This window comes from Labrys miyagiensis (genome assembly GCF_030160835.1).
In the GTDB taxonomy this organism is placed as follows: domain Bacteria; phylum Pseudomonadota; class Alphaproteobacteria; order Rhizobiales; family Labraceae; genus Labrys; species Labrys miyagiensis.
Genome location: NZ_BSPC01000051.1, coordinates 1 through 19232, shown reverse-complemented (window position 1 = coordinate 19232; position 19232 = coordinate 1). Strand labels below are relative to the sequence as shown.

21 protein-coding genes and 2 pseudogenes are annotated in these 19232 nt (G+C 59.1%); 15 read left to right on the top strand and 8 right to left on the bottom strand.

The genetic code is table 11. From position 1 onward, the window contains the following. Positions 1 to 43 precede the first annotated feature (43 nt). Positions 44 to 1552, top strand: coding sequence for an IS21 family transposase (gene istA, locus QQL24_RS22550; RefSeq protein ID WP_284314596.1), 1509 nt, complete (start codon positions 44 to 46; stop codon positions 1550 to 1552). Positions 1553 to 1566: 14 nt separating this feature from the next. After that, positions 1567 to 2214 (top strand): annotated as a pseudogene (gene istB, locus QQL24_RS22545) (IS21-like element helper ATPase IstB); the annotation flags it as partial. Here istB and QQL24_RS22540 read toward each other — a convergent pair. Both QQL24_RS22540 and QQL24_RS22535 read right to left on the bottom strand, forming a co-directional pair. Continuing rightward, a complete protein-coding gene (locus QQL24_RS22540) occupies positions 2212 to 4317 on the bottom strand; it encodes a recombinase family protein (RefSeq protein WP_284314548.1) in 2106 nt (701 codons plus the stop codon). The pseudogene istB and the gene QQL24_RS22540 sit on opposite strands and share 3 nt — an antisense overlap. Further along, entirely contained in the window at positions 4311 to 4778 is a 468-nt protein-coding gene (locus QQL24_RS22535; protein ID WP_284314547.1) for a DUF5372 family protein, read from the bottom strand. The genes QQL24_RS22540 and QQL24_RS22535 overlap by 7 nt, the downstream gene beginning before the upstream one ends. An 11-nt stretch (positions 4779 to 4789) precedes the next feature. Between QQL24_RS22535 and QQL24_RS22530 the strand changes: the two are divergent. Continuing rightward, positions 4790 to 4945: pseudogene (locus QQL24_RS22530) on the top strand (ATP-binding protein); the annotation flags it as partial. A 208-nt stretch (positions 4946 to 5153) separates the two neighbouring features. Here the strand turns inward: QQL24_RS22530 and QQL24_RS22525 are convergent. The 3 genes from QQL24_RS22525 to QQL24_RS36730 are packed head-to-tail and all read right to left on the bottom strand — an operon-like array spanning position 5154 to position 6968. Beyond that, positions 5154 to 5486, bottom strand: coding sequence for a hypothetical protein (locus QQL24_RS22525; protein WP_284314546.1), 333 nt, complete (start codon positions 5484 to 5486; stop codon positions 5154 to 5156). Between the two features lie 56 nt (positions 5487 to 5542). Beyond that, positions 5543 to 6382 carry a hypothetical protein gene (locus tag QQL24_RS22520; RefSeq protein WP_284314545.1) on the bottom strand — a complete coding sequence of 280 codons (840 nt, stop codon included), beginning with the start codon at positions 6380 to 6382 and terminating at the stop codon, positions 5543 to 5545. A 10-nt stretch (positions 6383 to 6392) separates the two neighbouring features. Then, entirely contained in the window at positions 6393 to 6968 is a 576-nt protein-coding gene (locus QQL24_RS36730) for an SMC-Scp complex subunit ScpB (protein WP_431310737.1), read from the bottom strand. A 716-nt stretch (positions 6969 to 7684) separates the two neighbouring features. Between QQL24_RS36730 and QQL24_RS22510 the strand changes: the two genes are divergently transcribed. Continuing rightward, the gene (locus QQL24_RS22510) at positions 7685 to 7870 is read left to right on the top strand and encodes a hypothetical protein (RefSeq protein ID WP_284314544.1); all 186 of its coding nucleotides are present in this window, start codon (positions 7685 to 7687) and stop codon (positions 7868 to 7870) included. Positions 7871 to 8033: 163 nt separating this feature from the next. Continuing rightward, positions 8034 to 8285 (top strand): hypothetical protein, encoded by a 252-nt coding sequence (locus tag QQL24_RS22505; RefSeq protein ID WP_284314543.1) that lies wholly within the window; start codon positions 8034 to 8036, stop codon positions 8283 to 8285. 640 nt (positions 8286 to 8925) lie between these two features. Here the strand turns inward: QQL24_RS22505 and QQL24_RS22500 are convergent. After that, positions 8926 to 9633 (bottom strand): IS6 family transposase, encoded by a 708-nt coding sequence (locus QQL24_RS22500; protein WP_284314542.1) that lies wholly within the window; start codon positions 9631 to 9633, stop codon positions 8926 to 8928. A gap of 243 nt (positions 9634 to 9876) precedes the next feature. Between QQL24_RS22500 and QQL24_RS22495 the strand changes: the two genes are divergently transcribed. The 8 genes from QQL24_RS22495 (at position 9877) to QQL24_RS22460 (ending at position 14553) form a co-directional block, all read left to right on the top strand. After that, the gene (locus QQL24_RS22495) at positions 9877 to 10227 is read left to right on the top strand and encodes an MbcA/ParS/Xre antitoxin family protein (RefSeq protein WP_284314541.1); all 351 of its coding nucleotides are present in this window, start codon (positions 9877 to 9879) and stop codon (positions 10225 to 10227) included. 8 nt (positions 10228 to 10235) lie between these two features. Beyond that, positions 10236 to 10736, top strand: a complete 501-nt coding sequence (locus QQL24_RS22490; protein ID WP_284314540.1) for an RES family NAD+ phosphorylase — start codon at positions 10236 to 10238, stop codon at positions 10734 to 10736. Positions 10737 to 11246: 510 nt separating this feature from the next. Next, the gene (locus QQL24_RS22485) at positions 11247 to 11498 is read left to right on the top strand and encodes a helix-turn-helix domain-containing protein (RefSeq protein ID WP_284314539.1); all 252 of its coding nucleotides are present in this window, start codon (positions 11247 to 11249) and stop codon (positions 11496 to 11498) included. After that, complete coding sequence (locus QQL24_RS22480) at positions 11498 to 11992, top strand: HipA N-terminal domain-containing protein (RefSeq protein ID WP_431310736.1); 495 nt, start codon at positions 11498 to 11500, stop codon at positions 11990 to 11992. The genes QQL24_RS22485 and QQL24_RS22480 overlap by 1 nt, the downstream gene beginning before the upstream one ends. A 255-nt stretch (positions 11993 to 12247) precedes the next feature. Next, entirely contained in the window at positions 12248 to 12514 is a 267-nt protein-coding gene (locus QQL24_RS22475) for a site-specific integrase (RefSeq protein WP_284314538.1), read from the top strand. 182 nt (positions 12515 to 12696) lie between these two features. Then, a complete protein-coding gene (locus QQL24_RS22470; RefSeq protein WP_284314537.1) occupies positions 12697 to 13227 on the top strand; it encodes a TetR/AcrR family transcriptional regulator in 531 nt (176 codons plus the stop codon). 113 nt (positions 13228 to 13340) lie between these two features. Beyond that, a complete protein-coding gene (locus QQL24_RS22465; RefSeq protein ID WP_284314536.1) occupies positions 13341 to 14159 on the top strand; it encodes an alpha/beta fold hydrolase in 819 nt (272 codons plus the stop codon). Between the two features lie 151 nt (positions 14160 to 14310). After that, the gene (locus tag QQL24_RS22460; protein ID WP_284314535.1) at positions 14311 to 14553 is read left to right on the top strand and encodes a site-specific integrase; all 243 of its coding nucleotides are present in this window, start codon (positions 14311 to 14313) and stop codon (positions 14551 to 14553) included. A 96-nt stretch (positions 14554 to 14649) separates the two neighbouring features. On the opposite strand, the gene QQL24_RS22455 is transcribed toward QQL24_RS22460, so the two are convergent. Continuing rightward, positions 14650 to 15672, bottom strand: a complete 1023-nt coding sequence (locus QQL24_RS22455) for a heparin lyase I family protein (protein ID WP_284314534.1) — start codon at positions 15670 to 15672, stop codon at positions 14650 to 14652. Positions 15673 to 15811: 139 nt separating this feature from the next. Then, positions 15812 to 16585, bottom strand: a complete 774-nt coding sequence (locus tag QQL24_RS22450) for a CDP-diacylglycerol diphosphatase (RefSeq protein WP_284314533.1) — start codon at positions 16583 to 16585, stop codon at positions 15812 to 15814. A 694-nt stretch (positions 16586 to 17279) separates the two neighbouring features. Here QQL24_RS22450 and QQL24_RS22445 point away from each other — a divergent pair. After that, entirely contained in the window at positions 17280 to 17750 is a 471-nt protein-coding gene (locus tag QQL24_RS22445; protein ID WP_284314532.1) for a SixA phosphatase family protein, read from the top strand. Positions 17751 to 18046: 296 nt separating this feature from the next. Then, complete coding sequence (locus tag QQL24_RS22440; protein WP_284314531.1) at positions 18047 to 18724, top strand: DUF2278 family protein; 678 nt, start codon at positions 18047 to 18049, stop codon at positions 18722 to 18724. Positions 18725 to 19232: the final 508 nt, after the last annotated feature.

Genomic DNA, 19232 nt, shown 5'->3' with positions numbered 1-19232 from the left:
CAATCGACGAGGTTTTGGAATGCCCGCCAAGAGAGAACTGACCATGCGACAGATACGACAGATGCTGCGGCTTGCCCGCGATGGGGTGAGCGCGCGGGAGATCGGGCGCACGCTGGGAGCGGCGCGCAGCACGATTCAGGATAATCTCAAGCGAGCGGCGGCGGTTGGGCTGAGCTGGCCCTTGCCGGTCGAACTCGGCGATGCGGCTTTGGAACAGCGCCTGTTCAGCCGCGCCGGCACGAAGGTGGGCTTCCGGCGGCGGCCCGAGCCGGATTGGTCGAGCCTTGCCTGCGAGTTGAAGCGGCCCGGCGTCAACCTGATGGTGCTGTGGGAGGAATATCGCGACAGCCATCCCGAAGGGTATGGTTACAGCCGCTTCTGCGACCTGTTTCGCGAGTTCGAGCGGCGCTTGTCGCCCACCATGCGCCAGGACCATCCGGCCGGCGACAAGGTCTTCGTCGATTATTCCGGTAAGAAGCTGGCGATCGCCGATCCGGTCACGGGCGTTATCCGGGAGGCGGAGATCTTCGTTGGTGTGCTGGGCGCCTCCAGCTACACCTATGCCGAAGCAAGCTGGACGCAGGCCCTGCCGGACTGGATCGGCGCGCATGTCAACATGTTCCGCTTCTTCGCCGGCGTGCCACGCCTGATCGTGCCCGACAATCTGAAGTCTGGTGTCAATAAGGCTTCGTTCTACGATCCGGAGATCAACCGCTCCTATGGCATGATGGCGTCCCACTACGGCGTCGGCATCCTGCCGGCCCGCCCGCGCAAGCCGCGCGACAAGGCCAAGGTTGAGGCGGGCGTTCGCTTTGCCCAAAGCTATATTCTCGGGCGCTTGCGCCAGCAGACCTTCTTCTCGCTGGCCGAGGCCAATGAGGCGATCACCGCGGCGCTGGAGCGCATCAACGCCCATGTCATGCGAAGGCTCGGTGTCAGCCGCCGGCATCTGTTCGAGACGATCGAACGGCCAGCGCTCGCCGCCTTGCCCGAGACCGATTATCAGTTCGCCGAATGGCGCCTGGCGCGTGTCTCACTCGACTATCATGTCGAGTTCGACGGCTTCTTCTATTCGGTTCCCCATGCCCTGATCCGCGAGCAGGTCGATATTCGCGCCACCAGCCGAACCGTCGAGATCTTCCATCGTGGCCAGCGCGTTGCCAGCCATCAGCGCCGCTATGGCGGACGCCGGCATGGCACCGATCCCGAGCATATGCCCAGTTCCCACCGCCGCTATGCCGAGTGGACGCCCGAGCGCTTCCGGCGCTGGGGACAGTCGATAGGCCCAAACACCGAAAGCCTCGTCGTCGCCATCCTCGCCAATCGGCCTCATCCCGAACAAGGCTTTCGAACCTGCCTGGGCATCCTGCGTCTGTTCAAACATGCCGATCGCCAGCGCGTCGAGGCCGCCAGCGCTCGCGCCACGGCAATCGGCGCCTTCACCTACAAATCCATCGCCGCCGTTCTCGCCAGCCTGCCGCCCCAAAAGGCCGGGGCCACCGAAAGCGTCATCGACCATACCAACCTGCGTGGCCCAGGCTACTTCCACTGAGAGGACCGACCTTCATGCTGACCCATCCCACCCTCGATCTTCTGACTGAACTCGGCCTCCAAGGTATGGCAAGGGGCTTTGCCGCTCTCCAGGCCCAGCCCGAAGCCGGAAGCCTCGACCATGTCGAATTGCTAGGCTTGCTCCTCCAGCACGAGAAGACGGCGCGCCAGCAAAGGCGCTTCGAGATGCGGGCGCGAACCGCCAGGCTGCGTCAGAATGCCTGCGTCGAGGATGTCGATTATCGCGCCGTCCGCGGCCTCGACCGCTCCCTCTTCCTCAAGCTGACCACCAGCGCCTGGATCAAGGCTCGCCACAATCTCATCGTCACCGGCCCCTGTGGCGTCGGCAAAAGCTGGCTGGCTTGCGCCCTCGGCCACAAGGCCTGCCGCGACGACTTCTCCGTCGCCTATCATCGCGTGCCCCGCCTGTTCGCCGCCCTCGCTCTCGCCCGAGCCACCGGCAAATATGCCACCATGCTGCGCGCCCTTGCGCGGCTCGACCTGCTCATCCTCGACGATTGGGGCCCCGAACCCCTCGATGCCGAGCAGCGGCGTGATCTGCTCGAGATCGTCGAGGACCGCTACCAGACCAGATCCATCATCGTCACCAGCCAGCTTCCCGTCGATCGATGGTACGACCTCATCGGCTCGCCGAAGTTGTCATGACGCCTCCTTCCTTGATCGCCTGTTGCGTGTGATCCGTGCCCGCAGCGTGTTGATCTGGTCGTCTGAGAGTTCGATTTGCCACGGCTGCCCCTTCGTGAGCTGGTGTCCCTCGAGCCAGCCGCGTGCGAGATAGTCGAAGACGGTTTGTGGTGTGACGCCCAGGGCGGCGGCCGACCCTTGAACAGAGTAGGTTCCATCCGGCCATCGGTCGGGATTGGCGCTCGCCCCGTTGATCTTGACGGTGGGGATGCCCCAACGTGTCCGCAGAAGCCAGACATTCTCACCTTTGAACGCGCAACCACGCGCTGCGACAAAGCCTTCCGCGTTCAAGGCCGCCGCGATCTCCTTGTCCATTTTGCCCGCGGCGTTGAGTTCGATCACTCGGCTCCGCAGCCGCTCCACATCGATGTAGTCGCCATAGGTGTGGACCCGCCGTTGGAGAGAATGCTCGCTTGTCGCTCCCGTCTGCCACAGGATCTTGAACCAGACCTGGCCCTGGAAGCGCTTCTGGTCGAGGATGACCTCGCAGATGATGAGGCGCAAGATGCCCTTGCGCTCGGCCGCCGTTGTCGAAGGGGAGTGCCAGATGCCGGGCAGATCTTCGCCCAGCTTTTGAAGCGCCTCGCGATCTGGCTCGTTCAAGACCAGGGGCTCGTCATGTCGCCAGCGTTCGTAATCTTGTTCGATCGCCTCGGCGGCGCGAAGCTTCTCTTCCCACACGCGCTCCAGCGAACGCGCCACCAGACGATTCTCAGGCTCGACTGCATCATATTGGCGCCGTGCACGCTCTGCCTCATAGCGCGCCCGCTCGCGCCGCAGCGCCCACTGCCGCTCAAGCTGACGCGTCTCCTCTTCGATCTGGCCCAGTGCGGCGATGGCGATGGCGATCTTGTCCGACCGCAAGGCCTCGAGCAGGATGCTTTCGACGTGCGCATCGACAGGCAGCGCACGCACTTCCTGGCATAGCGGCCCGCCCTCCTGATCGCGGTCGGCGCGACAGGTGTAGACGGGGTAGTCACCAGCGGGACCGCTATAGCGCAGGCTCATCCGGCGACCGCACCGCCCACAAACGGCGATGCCCTGCAGCAGTGCCGCTCCCTTGCGCGGCACGCCCGAATGACCGGCTTCGTAGCGGTTGATGTTGTTTGCCAGTCGCCTCTGGTTCTCCATGAACTCCTCCCAGCCGATATAACCAGGATGGGCAGCCTGAAGGCAAACCTCCCAGTCGGCGATGGGGACATTGGTCGTCCTCGGGCGATAAACGCCATGGCGAATCCGCCCGCCTTCCACCCGCCTGCGGCCATAGACATACGCTCCAGCATAGGCAGGATTTTGGAGGATGCTGAGTACTCGCGAGCTGTCGGCCTGGCGCCACACCACATCGTGCGGCGCCGGGCCGAGGACGGGACGCACAGGCAGCGGCAAATCGTTCTTTCGCAGGTAGCGCATCACGGCCCGCGCAGTGTGAAGCTCGCGGAATTTGGCGAAGACGAGGCCGAGCCTCGCCTGCACCTGCTCATCGGGATTGAGAATGATCTCGCCCGAGCGTCCATGCGCCAGTCCGGCGGGAATAGGAAGGCGTAGCTCGCCACGCGCCGCCTTCTGACGCTCGCCCTGGTGCAGGCGCTGCTTGATCTGGTGCAGCTCCGCCTCGCTCATGATGCCGGACAAACCGAGCAGCAGGCGGTCATGGTAAGCGCAGGGGTCGTAGAGACGTTCGCCATCGGCAATGATGACGCCGAAGAGCGAGCACAAATCGAGAAGCTGATGCCAATCGCGGTTGTTGCGAGCAAGCCGGGAGGCATCGAGGCTGATGACCAGGCCGGCGTTCCCCAGTCCGATCTCGGCAATCAGCTTCTTGAAGCCCACTCGCTCAACGCTCCCGGCTCCGGATTTGCCAAGATCTTCGTCGATGACATGCACGCGCTCATGCGGCCAGCCAAGAGCGACCGCGCGATCGACGAGACGGTATTGCAGTTCCGTGCTTTCCTGATGATGCCGCACCTGGTTCACGGAAGACTGCCGGACGTAAATGTAAGCGAGCTTGCCGCGATGCGCGGCAGTTACGCATTCGTCCGGTCTATTCGACGCTTTCAACATGCCGATCCGCCGCTATCGGCGCGCCTGTCGATCGCTTCCGCAAGAGAAGTCGCGCGCAGCTCTGCGCGATCTGCTTTTGCGTCTCCCCCGGCAAGTTGAGCCAAAGTCTCGGGAGTGTTGTCATGCCCGGGTTCGCAAGTTCGGTGAGGGTCTGGGACGCTACGCGGTGCAGATTCGACTGGATGTTCATCGCGAATCACCTCCTCGATACGGGAGGCCAAGGTGCGGTTCAAATGGTGCATCAATGTGAGCAGCGTTCGGACGTTGATGCGGGCCAACGCTTTCGAAGCGCCTTGTTCTTCCGGTGACGCAGCGGCAAGATCGGTCACCGAGCGCCGAATTGAACGGCGGCGTCCGTCAGATAGTCGAACAACGACAAAAGCCGGACCGCGCGCAGAACCGGACGACACGAGCTCCAGACGCTGACCCGCAAGGCCGTGACGCGGGTCGATGACCGTCAAATGAGACACCACCCCGTCGAGAATGGCGGCAGCCTCTGATGTTTGGTTCCCCGACCATCGCCGACGCCATCCTCGACCGGCTCGTGCACAATGCCTACCGCATCGAACTCACAGGAGAGAGCATGAGAAAGGCTCGCAAGGTCGATCTCCAAGTCGACGCCGCTTGACCAACGCACTTCGCCAAAACATCATCCAACAAGACCCATGCGAATGACCTCGAAGGTGGCCGGCTTCAAATCGGAATCACCGGCCGGCTTCAGATTGGAATGCATGGCCGGCTTCGTCGGAATCCGCAATCCTTAATTTGGTGCGACCTCGATTGAGGCGCAACCAGCGGCATCACGAGGGGTCTGTGCGACATCGAGCCGTCGCCGGCTACTGGCCCCAGAAACGCCACCACGGCCTGGGCCTTGGCTCGATTGGAGTATCCGGAGGTGGCGGCGAGGTCCTTGGCGCTTGGCCGCCACCGACCATGCTGCTTCGAAGGCAGTCCATGAGGTAGTCTTCGGCGCTGGCAGTAACCTCGACAAACCACGGTGGCAGCGCGCCGCCGGGCTCGATCCCAGCCAGAAAGCTCACCAGCGACTGCACGCGCGATCGAAGTTCATCCTCCTGAAGCGGCGCCAGGGCCGGGTCGCTTTTTTGAAGCCCGACCAGGGTGTCCTTGGTGGCGCTGAGGCGCAGGTTGAAGTCTTCCACGCTGGTCATCGCCCCTCCAACACGCCTCTCTCACTCGTTCGCCGATGGCGCTCTCCCGCACCGTATCAGCGCAGATACCGCAGCCGCCTCTTCCAGCGCTCGCCAGGGCTCCAGCCCCAGTTCTGCCGTCCCTGAAGCTGGGCTTCAGCCGCCGGCGAGGCGGGACCCGCCTGAGTGAGCTTCACTCCGGCAAACTTCACTTCGGGGACCTGGAGGAGCGGATTGCGCTGCGGCCGCGCCGGCGCACTAGGCGCGGCCAGCTTCCCAGCTGTCGGAACGTTCGACTTCACGACCTCGTTCACCAGCGCAGGCTCAGTTCGCACCTTCCGTGTCCGAGGGTTGGGCGGTTTGGCTGGAACCGCCTCCTCGACGGACGGGAGCTGTGTCGGGGAAGGATTGGGCGCCGGCTCAGCGTCCGATGCCTCCATCGTTACGGCCGGTGGAGCAGCCGTCCGGAACACACTCTCCGCCACCCGGGAAGTTGGGACTTTCTCCCCGTGCGGCTCCCGCAGCTTGGCGGGAACCACCCCCTTGAGCGACAGGAGCTTTGTCGCGGAAGGATTTGGATCCGGCGCATGCACCGGTGCGGGTGGTGGAGCACTCGCCCGAAACACTCCCTCCGCCACCGGCTCAACGTCCGGCTTCGCCACCGGTACGACCGGCGAAGGAACCGTCCGAAACACGCTCTGCGCCGTCACCTTGGTCTCTGGCGCCGCGCTGGAGCTCGTCGTCAGAGTGGCAAACATCTGCTCGGCCAACTGGCGGGCTTGGGACGGCGGAACCGGGGCAGAGGCCGGCTGGGCTTCAATCAGCACGGGCGGCTCGCTGCTGATCGGCTTTGCGACGGAGGTAGTGGAACGCGAGCGCTTCACCTCGACAGTGAACGGCTTAAAAGGAGGCTTCATGGCGATGTGCTTATGTCAGGGGAATAACCGTCATATATGACATTCCTAGCTTCGAAACCATGGGCAAAACCGCAGATCGCGACCCTTCATTCGGGTAAGGCACCGCCAAATACCGAGTAGCCCTCCACCTCTTCGACAGCATCATCCTCGCCATCTCCCTGCCCCTCTCCCTCCCCCTCCCCTCCTCTTCACTGGGAACCGTCGGCAAGTCCTCGGCCAGCAGCCGAGCCCTGCTCAGCAGGCCGGCATCCTCCAGCCTTTCGAGGTCCGGCAGGTCGCGCAGGGTCTGGAACCCGAAATGCTCCCGGAAGCCCGGTGTGGTGGCATAGGTATAGGGCGCTCCCGGCTGGGGGCTGCGTGGACCTGCCCAGAAGAAGCCATCGCTGCGCAGATCGGCGATCAGGTCTCGCGAGATCTCGCGCCCGAACATCTTAGAAGGCTCGCCCCTCGTCACCGGCCGGAAATATCCGATAGCCAGCAAAACAGTGGCTTCCAGCGGCGTCAGCGCCGGCCGTGGCGCCTCGGTGAGCTCGCTGGCGCGAATATACAAGGACTGCGCCGCCTCTTCCGTCTTGAAGCCATAGATGATGTGTTCGGACTCACCGTGGCCTATGCTGTGCTGCCGCTGCCATAAACTTGTTTGATCATCGTCGCCGCGGGCGTCAGTTGGAAGAAGTCGACTGGGGTTCCCTCATGAAAAATCTGGTGATCGCCGTCCCACTAGTTTGCCTTTGCTTCGTTTGCTATCAGCTCGCGATTGTCGAGGATGAGCGATATGCCCGCCAGATGGGGCTATGCGATCCATACACGGCCAGGATGTGCCCCGTTGCCCGCACCTCACTGCTCTGGGATCTTTATTGGGGCCTCCGACACAAAAAACCAAAGGCCGGAGGGGAGGCATAGGAAGGGCGGAAGAGGTGGTGGTATCGACAGCGGCGGCTGAAGGAAAAACAACAATTAGGCCGTGGGTGGCCAGCCACACGGCCAGGGTTTTGGTAACCAGCAGGCACCCATCTGGGCCCGAGGCTGACCATTTTTGTTTGATTGTGGGGTAAATTCGTCAATTTCTTGCTTCAACCACAGGTAGTATGTGATCAGGGTCATGCAACCTTCCCCTCTTGACCCACCCGATGCTCATGCGTCCGCCTCTTCCACAGGCGAGGCGGTTGCGTACCCCCGGCCTTTCCCGGCAGGCCGGGGGTTTTTGTCTATGAAGCAAAAATTTGAGTTCGAGGCAATTGCAGTGGGAACTGGAGCCCGCCGGAGCGGTTGAGCTATAGCCCCGCTACAAAGGCTACGGCGATGGTAAACCTCGCGATCATGGCGATTGTTGTCGCGTTAATGTTTCTCGCCAGCGCATGTTTCATCATGCTGCGCCCCAAAACGGCAGCGGTCTTCGTCGTTTGCGGCCTTGTGATATTTGGGTGCGGAGTGGTGCGCGATACGCTCGATCCGCCTGAGGGCATGGCAACGGTTCTTCTGCGCTAACAGCGCCCCGACCGCTCTTCCGGAAAATCACGGCCGGAGCTGGCCGCCAGCTTTGAATGACGAAGTAGCTGACGGTTGGTTGAATGATAGCATAGGCCAGGACTAGCCGGCTAAAACCCTAACCGCTACATTGTCGGTCAAACCTCGAGGTCAGGAGCCATCCGTGTCTACGGATACATTTTATGCAAACGTGACCTTCGTACGAGACGCCCACAATGAACTAGTAGCGCTGAATCCTCTAGCTATGCCAACGCTGTATAGGGCACTTCGCGAAGCCTCCTTTTCCATTGGTAAAGAGACGAATGAAGGTCGAATAGTCGGCGCTGTCGTTTTTTCCAGAGATGTTGATGATGTCAGTTCTTCGAAGGGCGTTGCAGTTGCCGCCCGCTTCGGCGATACGCCGGCCGGTGGTTAGGGCTTTGGTTGGGGGGCACTAGCTCAAATAAACGCGTGGATCTTTATTCATCCACAAACACACGACCATGAATAATTCCGCCGAACAATGAGCACCGCTGCGAAGGCGGCTGAGGTTTGAATGCGACGTCTCAAGCTGCGCCGCCAGTTCGCGAAGCCCCAGACCGCTCGAAGCAAGCTTGGCGTCAAAATCGGCGGCCAACGCTGCCCATCGTATTGAACGCAACTATTGTCTCCTGCTACCTCTGCGACTTCTAGGATGTGAGATCTGCTCGCTGCCTATAGCGCAGGAGATGCCAATTTGTTCAACTAGAATTGGCAGCGGGTTGTTGTTTTGTTGGGGCTGGCGCGCCACATACCCCAAAATCTGCCTTAGTTGAGAACGCCGAACACCGCCGATTGCCGCACGAATTTGAACTATCAGCCGCGAATTTTGATGTGTTGGCGAAAGAGGCAGACCCCTCAACGCTTCCAGATCACCTCCCTTGTATTCGCAATTAGCGGACCATTGACTCCCAATTAGCCGAGACCGATAATCCCAATCGGTTGGGATTCGGAGCTCGCATGTTCGGACGGTGGTGCTGTCAGGCTAACTCCAAGTGGTCTCGGCCAGATGCACGGAGGTCAAACCGAGGCTCGGTTTAGGCCGCGACTGCCCGCCACTCGGCCAGGGCAGCCGAGCGTCTCTGCTTGTAGATTTGCCGGCTGTCGAGGTGGCGCTCCGAATTAAAGTGGTTGTGGATCTGACTGTGGACGACGACGAATTTCTGAAGCGTCGTCGTCCTGCGGAATTGGAGCATCGCCGCCTCTCGTCGTCGAAAGGGTTGGTGGGAATTCTCGACCCGATTGTTCCCCCAGCGACCGATTTCGCGGCGTTCGAGGTTGCCGATCTCCCGCATGGCCGCACCATAGCAGCGCAACCCGTCGGTGACGATGAATTCAGGACGGCCGTAGCGCTTCATAGCTCTCTTGAGGAATTTCAAAGCGGCGGCCTTGTCCCGCGTCTTGCTGACGAAGAACTCCAAAACCTCGCCCTCATGATCGACGGCCCGCCAGAGATAGAGGAGCTCGCCGTTGACCTTCACGAAAACCTCGTCCACGTGCCAGCGCCAGCGGCTGAAGTTTCCAGCCCTCACCCGCCTTTTGCGGATTTCGCCAGCGAACAAAGGACCAAAGCGGTTCCAGCAAAATCTCACGGTGTCATGGCAGATGTCGATGCCACGCTCATGCAGCAGATCCTCCACATTCCTCAATGACAAGGGGTAACGCACGTACATCATCACAGCGAGGCGGATCACCTCCGGCGACGAATTGAAATAGCGAAACGGATTGGGTTTGGGGCGCGACATCCTCGCTCCCTACCCGACGCCGCCACCTTCGGCAATTTTGCTCTGACAGGGCCCTTGCTTGGGACGACGGGCCGGGATCGCGAGCGGCGCGGTTGAACTTCAGCGACCGCGGCACGCTCGATCCGCGAGCGTGCGCTCTCTAGCTTCTTATGCTTCCCTTTCACCACTGATCCTCCATTGAAACACAGGTAATTTGACGCTATATAGCGTCATAATGGTTGGCCTGGAACAGGAGTATGGACCATGGGTCTTGCCCAATATGCGGATGACGGCCTTTTCTCGCCGCGCAAAATTGCCGATGCCTTCCGCACGACGAGCGAAGAGATCGCTCGCACGAGCGGGCTTGGCAAGGATGCAATCCAGCGCAGGGACCGCATCCGATCCGACAAGACGCAGCGCCGGCTGCGCGAAATGACCGAGATCATCAACAAGGTCGAGCCTCGCTTTGGAACGGCGCTGATGGCCTATGCCTGGTATCGCTCCGAGCCCCTGCCCGGCTTCTCGGGGCAGACGGCGATGCAACTGGTCCGCGACGGTCGCGCCGATGATGTGCTCGACTATATCGACGCGGTCGACGCCGGCGTTCACGCCTGATCCGCTTGATGCGTTTCAAGGGAACCCTCTATCGGGCGCTGAACCCCGTTTATGCGCGCGAGCCGTTGTCCGGTCGCGGAGCGGAGCTCTATGGCGGCCGCTTCAATCGCAAGGGGACGCCTGCGCTCTATACTTGCCTGTCAGTCCTGACGGCTCTGCGGGAGGCGAACCAGGTCGGTAGTCTGCAACCGACAACGCTCGTGTCCTATGATGCCGATATCGAGCGCGTGTTCGACAGCCGGGATGATGCCGCCCTGCTCGCGGAGGGGATGGATGCTGCAGCGCTTGCCGATCCGAGCTGGCGAGACCAGATGAAGGTGACAGGGGAAGCAAAGACACAAGCCTTCGCCCGACGGCTCGTAGCGGCGGGCTACCATGGATTGCTCGTCAGAAGTTTTGCTCCCGGTGTGACCGATGACGACCTCAACCTCGTCCTATGGAAATGGAGCGACGCAGCGCCGTGCCGCCTCACCCTCATCGATGATGAGGACCGCGTGTTGCGGTCTTGACGGCGTCGGCCGTCACGAACAGGGGTCAGAACAAGAGCTGCTCGAACTCATACGCTAAGAAAATATGTGAGACTTTTCAAAGAACCGGACGAGCGACATCATGTTTTGTTGGGGATCTTCCGGGCGACTTTTTGCGGGTTTCGGGCCGCCGAAGTGACTCTTGTTCTTAGTCTGTCCGCTTATCTGGCTCCAGCGGTCAAAGTCAGACGCGGAGGGCGGATCGTCAGTCTTTTTAGCAGTGATTTTCATGTTCAGCCCTGACGTACTGGGGAAGGTTCTTTAGCCTTAGCGAGGGCACATCGAAAAAACCGGAAGTGGTTTTGGCGGATTCTTCTCCCGCTGGGTGTGATCGTGCACTACTTGGGAGAATGCGATAAACATTTTTCTACCGATGATATATTTCCATACGTGTTCACGTATAAAACAAAGTAATACGCAATTGCGTATATCATTTAATTATACGCGAACACGTATATTGACTTAGCATACGCGTTCGCGTATGTTGGTTAAATGAACACGATCGTCCGCTCAGCCAAGCAACTTGGAGCCGCGCTACGGCGCTACCGGCGTCAAAAAGGCCTGACCCAGAGTAGCCTAGGCAATATGATGCATTCACGTCAGGCTACCGTGTCCAAGCTGGAAAGCGGCGGGCCGGGTACACAACTTGGCGTCCTCATCGATGCTCTCGCAGCCCTTGAACTTGAGCTTGTCGTCAGACCCAGAACGAAAGCCTCCGGTACTGAAATCGAAGAGCTGTTCTAATGGCGCGCCGCCCAGCCCACGTACCCCTTAACGTCTATCTGAATGCCCGCCTCGTAGGCCGTCTGAGTAAGGAAGGCAGCGGAGCGATCGATTTTCAGTATAACGCCGACTGGCTCGGCTGGGACAATGCGATTCCGGTTTCTCTATCCCTGCCGCTGCGAGAAGATCGATACATCGGCGATCCCGTTGTGGCCGTGTTCGACAATCTACTTCCGGATAACGAAGACATCCGCCGACGAGTGGCCGAGCGCTCTCATGCGGGAGGATCGGATGCTTACAGCCTGTTGGGCGCAATTGGCCGCGATTGCGTTGGCGCTCTTCAGTTTGTCCCCCACGGCACCCCCGTCGGGGAAGCTGGCCAGATAGAGGCCCGCTCAGTGACAGACGAAGAGGTTGGAAATCTCTTTGGCCATCAAGCGAACGACGCCGGGGTCTCAACTCAGACATGGCGGATCTCCGGGCTCCAGGGGCGCCGTCGCGCAGGATCGCATTGAAGATGGTGAGCAGGCGATGCAGCGGCTCATCGACGAAATCAGCGTCCGAGTGCCCAACGTCGCGCCCGCTTCCGCACTTGCGGGAGCCGGAGCTGGTAACATCCTTGCTGAGGCATTCGGTAACAAAATTAGGTGAGGCAACACGACAACGATCTGACCATGGAGTTCCTTCAACGAGAGGAACTCGCCATGGCTACTCTGTCGACTGATACATCCGTCTCGCCCCTGCGCGAGCGCATGTAGCAAGACATGCCCATGCGGGGCCTGGGCTCCCATACCCAGCAGGACTATGTTCGTCACGTTCACGCGATGATCCGCCGGCGGGCCGAGGCCGCCGCGATCGGGACCAAGATCGGCAATCACACCTTTCGGGCGACTGGCATCACCGCCTATTTGAAGAATGGCGGCACCCTGGAGAAGGCGGCCGTCATGGCTAACCATGCCAGCACGCGGACGACGCAGCTTTATGACCGCCGGCAGGATGAGGTCAGCCTCGACGAGGTCGAGCGCGTACTGATCTAAGAGCGGATTTTTGCGACTGATTTCTGCAACGAGAAAAGTCACCCGGTGAGCGCCCGGACGAACCGGTGCCCACACCAAAAAACTGCTTGACGATAATAAAACGACCAGTCATATATTAACTCATGCCTAGACCAGCCAATCCCGAAACGCGATCGCGCCTCCTCGAAAAGGGGGGAGACCTTGTGAGCACCCGGGGCTTCAACGCCACCGGCGTGCAGGAGATTACCGCAGCAGCCGGCGTGCCCAAAGGGTCGTTCTATAATTACTTTGACAGCAAGGAAGCCTTCGCCGTCGCGGTACTGACCGAATATTGGGAGGCGCTTGTCGCTGAGTATGGGGCTATTTTGAATCAAGGCCGGAAGCCGCCCTTGTCGCGCATCGCGCGCTATTTCGCCGGGCTTGCTGAGTTTCACGAGCGGCGCCGTTACGCGGTTGGCTGCCTGATCGGGAACATGGCGCTCGAGGTCACGCCGACGAGCGAGGATGTGCGGATCAAGCTTGCGGCGATCTATCGCGAGTGGTCGGACGCGCTTGCCTCATGCTTGCGGGAAGCACAGAAGAAGGGGGAACTGTGGGCCGGAAAGGATCCAGAACAGCTTGCCGTCGCGCTGATCGACACGTTCGAAGGGGCGGTCATGCGGGCCAAGGTCGAACGTAGCCGGGCGCCCTTCGACAGCTTCGAGCGCTTTGTTTTGCCCTCTCTGCTGACCTAAAAATTTTGACCAATTAATAGACGACTGGTCATCTTAGTTTACCGGATCATCGCTGGAACGCCGCGCCAGCGGGTGATGAGTCTCATCCGCGGCTAATCCAAAGGAACTGAACAATGCCCACGATCACTACTACAGACGGCGTAAACATCTTCTACAAGGATTGGGGATCAGGTCAGCCGATCGTTTTCAGCCACGGTTGGCCGCTGACAGCGGACGACTGGGATGCCCAGATGACGTTCTTCCTTCAGCACGGGTATCGGGTGATCGCCCACGACCGGCGCGGCCACGGCCGGTCCGACCAGCCCAGCACCGGCAATGACATGGACCACTGGATTGCCGACCTCGCGGCCCTGACTGAACATCTCAACCTGCGCGACGCGATCCATATCGGGCACTCGACAGGTGGCGGTGAGGTGGCTCGCTATGTCGCTCGCCACCAGGAGCGCGTCGCGAAGGCGGTGCTGGTCGCTTCACTGACGCCGAACATGTACCGGAGCGAGGACAACCCGTCCGGGCAACCGCCGGAGTGGTTCGAAGCGATCCGGGCAGGCGTGCTGGGCAACCGGGCGGAGTTCTACCGTTTCGTCCCTGAGAATCCGTTCTACGGCTACAACCTAGATGGGGCCAAGCCTTCGGAGGCAATCATTGCGAACTGGTGGCGCCAAGGCATGGCCGGCGGTGCCCTCGCTCACTACGCGACTGTCGACTCTTGGCTCGAAGATTATACCGAAGACCTCAAGAAGATCACCGTGCCGGTGCTGGTGATGCACGGCGAAGCTGATCAAGTCGTCCCGTTCGCAAGTTCAGTGCCGCGTGCGGTCGACCTGCTTAAGAACGGGGCGCTGAAGACTTATCCCGGCTATCCCCATGGCATGCTCACCACGCATGCGGATGTCCTCAACCCCGACCTGCTCTCGTTCATCAGGTCTTGACGACATCTCTCATCCATTATCGCCTATGGTAGACATTTAGGAGTGTATATTGAGGAGGGGTCGGGTTTCGCCGTAGTGACGAAGGAACAAACAAGAAGCTCAAATCCTCCTCGAAAAATCATCGGCCAAGGCCCCGATCGAAGCGGCGGCCTTGGCAGCGTTGCTCGGCCTTGACGGAGGTCCACCCCGCGGGCGGGCCGAGGCCGCCGCAATTGCCACCAAGATCGGCAAACACACCTTCCGGGCGACCGGCATCACCGCCTATCTGAAAAATGGGGGCACCCTGGAGAGGGAGGCGGCGATGCCGAACCATGCCAGCACGCGCACCACGCAACTCTATGACCGGCGGCAGGATGAGGTCAGCCTCGACGAGGTCGAGCGGGTATTAATCTAAGCAATACCCGCAACGAGAGCGTCGCGAGTTCCAGGCTATTTCCCTCAAGCTGCAAATCCACGCCCAAAAGTGAATTGCCCAAGCTATTTGTCGACCTCACACCATGACCGCTTGACTATGAAACCGCTCGCCCTCCGGCCAGGCGCGACGCGAGATGTTCCGGACGTGTATTGCCACCGGGTCGCTTCCCCACAGTCTGACCTTGTCTCGATAGGGCCCGACTTTAAAATATTGATATGCCTCGCTCGGTATGGGGCCGGTATTGTGTTCGGGATCCTCATAACCCCTATGGCCAAATTCCCCCGTTGCACGGGCGACTAGTCGCGACTCGGACCCATTCGGCTTTGAGACATACAACTCCACAATGCCCGCATAGTCCTTCACCTTCGTTGGTGCTACGCACAATCTGAAGCGGTGCCATTCATAGGGTGTTTGCGGCAGATCCTCGTACGCCTCCACCTTCACACCGGATGTACATAGAGAAAATTGCTCCTCGACGAAATCTGGCAATGGAAGACCATTGGTCGCGAAGATGGCTCTAATCTGCAGTTCCTTGGCGTCTGCGATGCTGTTTCCGAAGAAATGGTGATCAAACGCGCGCGCACTGCCGGTGGAACAGGAGCGGCCGTCGAACGAAGTCAGATATTTGCTTATTTCCTTTCCATCCTTGAATTCGACATCCTTCGTCTCATAAAGGTGTTCCACAGTTGCAAAGTAATTCCCGCGCTCGAAGCGAAGCGCGAAGAGTGGGCTTCCACCATCCCCGTCGTAATAAGGGGCTTTAATCTGGGCAACGACCAGGCGAGCATCGACAATGGGAAAAGGCTTCTCGATCCGCAGGTCAAAGGAATATTCCCCCGCGGTGCCGAGCTTGACCTTGCTGTCCCGCAATTCGCATCGATCGCGTTCGGACGGCTCGCCATCGGTTGCAGCGAGATAGGCGTCCTTCTGAACACACAATCTCAGATAGTCGCCCTCAGCCTCCGTCAGCACTTGAGGCTGCAGGCCGTTCGGGCAGCTGTTTCGGAGGAACTTGAGGCCGCCGAAATCCACGTCCGCTGGCACCCCCGTGCCTGGAAGTGACATGTTGTAGGTAAGCGAACCCGCGTTGGCTTTCATATGAAGTGCCTCGCTTGATCAGAGTAAAGGGCCGTCGATGGCGGTGGAAATGCAGGTTTACCTAGCCGTAGGGCAAACAGCCGGTCGATGTGGCTCTTGCCCAAACGTAGTGACGTGGCGCGTTCAAAAGAAAGAGGCTTCAGCGGTTGGCGAGGCGACAATCTGGATCGATCAGATCTTCGCCGTGGGCGCTCATGGAAGAGCTTGCCTGGCTGGCGAGAACATAAAAGCCCTCCTGCCCATTGGGAAATGTCGCTCCTACGATGACGATGGTCATCAAGCCCATATGCCCGGAGGCGCCCGGCAATCCCTGCGCGACCAGTTGAAAGGGGTTAGAGCCGGCAAGATTTTGCTCGACCAGGCGAAGAACGGCATAGGGATGGTCCGGAGACGGCAGATCAAGCTGTGTCGATTGAGAGCCAAAATTCTGGTCGTTCTCTTTCAATTTTGAACGAACATCGCCGCGAATACAGTCCACGTGGATATGAAACTGATCCTGACTGCGATCCTGCATGGAATTGATCGCCAGAGCGACCATGTCGCGTTGTGGCTCTGTCCCAAGTGACTTTCCGATGAAGTGACGCGCCTCCCATGCGTCCTCAAAGTAGTTGGGCGCTAACGGCTCGAGTAAGCGAGGATCTTCGGTGCCTGCAATACGCGTGGTGGGGATCAGGAGATATTCGAACGGTTTGCTTGTTGCGTTGTCTTTCAGAACCGCGAAGCCATTGCCGAGGCCTTGCGAAATATCGACCTGTGCGCAGGTCGGCTGTGCCACTTGTTGGCTTTGCTCGGAGACACATTTGCCGCTGACAATGTCCCAAAGAGCACTTGGATTACCGGCAGTAGCCGGACCAACGGCAAACACAATGGCCAGCGCGAAGGTAGATGCGACGAAGAGCCTGTTGAGCACCATGAATCAGCCTCACTTCTTGAGTTCACAGCTCGTTGATCCGGTTATAGAAGCCCAGATCTGTACCGATCATGGATTATATCTATATGATTATCGCGTATAACGTGTATGATAAGCATCAAGCACTCATTTTAGATCATGCTGGATACTGCGATGAAGTAATATCAACGCCACAAAGTATGAATTGTGACAACAAACAATGGGCTTGTTAGCAGAAGGAGTCACGCGCGAGTCACGATTGCTACTTAATCTGACTATATCGGTACTTTTGATCGTTCCTCATTGAACGCCAATTCGACCTACTTCGAGTTTATCACCAATTATTCGTTAGTCTTCACACTAACTGCCGGTAGCATCGCGCGTCTCTAATAATAATTTGTCGTATTTCTAGTCCAGATATACGGTATGCGCGCTCAAAACCTGGTACTCGTGGGGAGAAATACGATGTCTCGACGTCGATTTAGCCTGCCTGACTCGCAATATGTCTATGGTATCCTCCTTGGCTGAGTAAGCAAGCGCTTGCCTAGGCAATGCCAGGGAGGCTCGCAGCGATGTTGCGGATACAAAAGGCTTTGCAAAAGCATACAGACTAGAGATCGCTGCTTACGCGCCACCGGCGCGTCGTGACGTCGGCTCTTACACACGCGATTCAGCTCAGATGCAGATGCTCCTACCAATTCTAGTCGGGGGAATAGCAATGCCTAATAAGATTTTTGTCATGCGTCACGCCGAGAAGATGGACGATCCTAACGATCCCAATCTCTCCGAAGCTGGGCGTGCGCGGGCCCAAGCCCTTGTTAAATGGTTCCCGGAAAAGTTCGGCCGTCCCGATTTCATTTTTGCAACATCGATTTCAAGGCATAGCGAGCGTCCAATCCAAACCGTTATGCCACTCGCCGAAAACCTTGGCCTACCTCTCAATTCCACCTTTGCGGATCAAGACTACGGTGCGCTTGCGAAATTACTCCTCACAGAACCAAAATTCGCTGGCAAGAGCATCCTAGTTTGCTGGCATCACGGGAATATTCCAAGCCTGATGAACCGCTTGGGAGCGTCCGTGGGGACCTATCCAGATCCGTGGAACTCGAAGGTATTCGACCTTTTGCTTGAAGCTGACTACACTGAAGCCGGCCAGCCCAAAGTTTCCCAAATCACAGAATCGTTCTGATCTGGGCCCGCGCAGGGTTCCCTTAATCACCGCGTATCTCAAAGACGATCATGAGGGCCTCGCCGCGGACGTAAAGAGCCGAAGCGGTATCGTTCTGATCGCCTGGGAGCATAAGCTAATTCCAACCATTGCCGGGCTGGTCGCGCCGAGTGCGGGAACGCCTGCGACCTGGCCTGACTGGTTTGATCTGATCTGGATTTGCGATCGCTCCAGCACGGGATGGATTTATTCCGAGCGGCGTCAAGCACTTCTTGCCGGCGATGTGCCGAACTCTGCTTTATGAAAGGACCCCCAAGATGACGCTGGGCTATGGATACGTGAAGGCGAAAGTTACGTCAGACCCCACGCTCAAAGGGAGCCGCGGACACGACAAGCATCGGCACGAAGTGCAATACCATCTTCATTGCTCACTCGACGTTGCCGGAGAGATGTGGGATGTGGCGATCAACGTTGGCACGAACGACAGCGACGACCTTCTTAAATTCAAACTCGTCTTCGACTTCCAACATGAAGTGACACAAACGCTTGCGGCCGGCGCTCCCGGTAAATCGGACCTCACAGATAAGCTCGCCTTGCCGGCGCTTGACTTTCAGCGCAGCAACATCCTCGACGGCACTGGTCCGTGGCGAGATAGCGGTATCATGGATGGGTCGATTGACGTTGAGCCAGCGGCTTCCTTGATCCGTCTTCTCGCCAAGGCTCAGAGCGAAGGGCGCGACGTCTATCTATTTGGGCGCTTTTACACCGGCGGCGATCTCGGTATCCACGATACGCATATGAATCAGGGCTCGACCGGCAGTTATATCCATAGGGCCGGCGACGACACCAATGACCACAATGACGTTTGGCAAGATGGTGGGTTGCTTGTCGATCTGGGGCAGCCCGAGTGGGCCGCCTATTTCGCGGCCTTCGATCAGCAGCTCTTGCCGACCGATGACCTCGGCAATCCAACCGCCGGCGCGAAACCGCTTTGATTGACGGCGGATCTTCCACACCAACGACCGGCAGCTCCAATTGCGATTAAGATGGCCAAACGATGGAGGCAGCAATGCCCGCTTCAAAGCATGCACACGACGCGTCGTCGCCTAGCGCCTATTCGTACGCCTCCGAGTGAGGCCGCCTTGTAGGAATGAGCTGGTGCTGTCGGAATTGTCCTTATGGACATCGATATGGACAGTGGACAGATCCAGCGGTTGGCCATCGTCGAGACGGGCCGCCGGAGGCGTTTCACCGACGAGGCATGTTGATTTCCGTCGAGAATTGGCTCTGACTCACATTTGCTGCTGTGGTGGGTGATGCTTTGGCTGATTCATGGGAGGATCAGCGGATGCACCATCGGTTCCAGCGTGCGAGCCTCGCGCCGGACGGCTTCGCAGTGGATTCAGTCAAGATTGTCGGTGAGAGCGTCCATATTCTCTTGCAATTACGCTCTCCCACCGGAGCTTGTCCCGACTGCGGACGACAGAGCCGACGTGTTCAAAG

What these genes read in the sequence shown, in the direction of transcription:
- QQL24_RS22495 (WP_284314541.1), top strand. Translation starts at nt 9,877, where the DNA reads ATGGGTCTTGCCCAATATGCGGATGACGGCCTTTTCTCGCCGCGCAAA.
- QQL24_RS22525 (WP_284314546.1), bottom strand. Translation starts at nt 5,486, where the DNA reads ATGACCAGCGTGGAAGACTTCAACCTGCGCCTCAGCGCCACCAAGGAC.
- QQL24_RS22480 (WP_431310736.1), top strand. Translation starts at nt 11,498, where the DNA reads ATGGCGCGCCGCCCAGCCCACGTACCCCTTAACGTCTATCTGAATGCC.
- QQL24_RS22465 (WP_284314536.1), top strand. Translation starts at nt 13,341, where the DNA reads ATGCCCACGATCACTACTACAGACGGCGTAAACATCTTCTACAAGGAT.
- QQL24_RS22450 (WP_284314533.1), bottom strand. Translation starts at nt 16,585, where the DNA reads ATGGTGCTCAACAGGCTCTTCGTCGCATCTACCTTCGCGCTGGCCATT.
- QQL24_RS22440 (WP_284314531.1), top strand. Translation starts at nt 18,047, where the DNA reads ATGACGCTGGGCTATGGATACGTGAAGGCGAAAGTTACGTCAGACCCC.
- QQL24_RS22490 (WP_284314540.1), top strand. Translation starts at nt 10,236, where the DNA reads ATGCGTTTCAAGGGAACCCTCTATCGGGCGCTGAACCCCGTTTATGCG.
- QQL24_RS22520 (WP_284314545.1), bottom strand. Translation starts at nt 6,382, where the DNA reads ATGAAGCCTCCTTTTAAGCCGTTCACTGTCGAGGTGAAGCGCTCGCGT.
- QQL24_RS22445 (WP_284314532.1), top strand. Translation starts at nt 17,280, where the DNA reads ATGCCTAATAAGATTTTTGTCATGCGTCACGCCGAGAAGATGGACGAT.
- QQL24_RS22485 (WP_284314539.1), top strand. Translation starts at nt 11,247, where the DNA reads ATGAACACGATCGTCCGCTCAGCCAAGCAACTTGGAGCCGCGCTACGG.
- QQL24_RS22540 (WP_284314548.1), bottom strand. Translation starts at nt 4,317, where the DNA reads ATGTTGAAAGCGTCGAATAGACCGGACGAATGCGTAACTGCCGCGCAT.
- QQL24_RS22455 (WP_284314534.1), bottom strand. Translation starts at nt 15,672, where the DNA reads ATGAAAGCCAACGCGGGTTCGCTTACCTACAACATGTCACTTCCAGGC.
- QQL24_RS22510 (WP_284314544.1), top strand. Translation starts at nt 7,685, where the DNA reads ATGGTAAACCTCGCGATCATGGCGATTGTTGTCGCGTTAATGTTTCTC.
- istA (WP_284314596.1), top strand. Translation starts at nt 44, where the DNA reads ATGCGACAGATACGACAGATGCTGCGGCTTGCCCGCGATGGGGTGAGC.
- QQL24_RS22475 (WP_284314538.1), top strand. Translation starts at nt 12,248, where the DNA reads ATGCGGGGCCTGGGCTCCCATACCCAGCAGGACTATGTTCGTCACGTT.
- QQL24_RS22500 (WP_284314542.1), bottom strand. Translation starts at nt 9,633, where the DNA reads ATGTCGCGCCCCAAACCCAATCCGTTTCGCTATTTCAATTCGTCGCCG.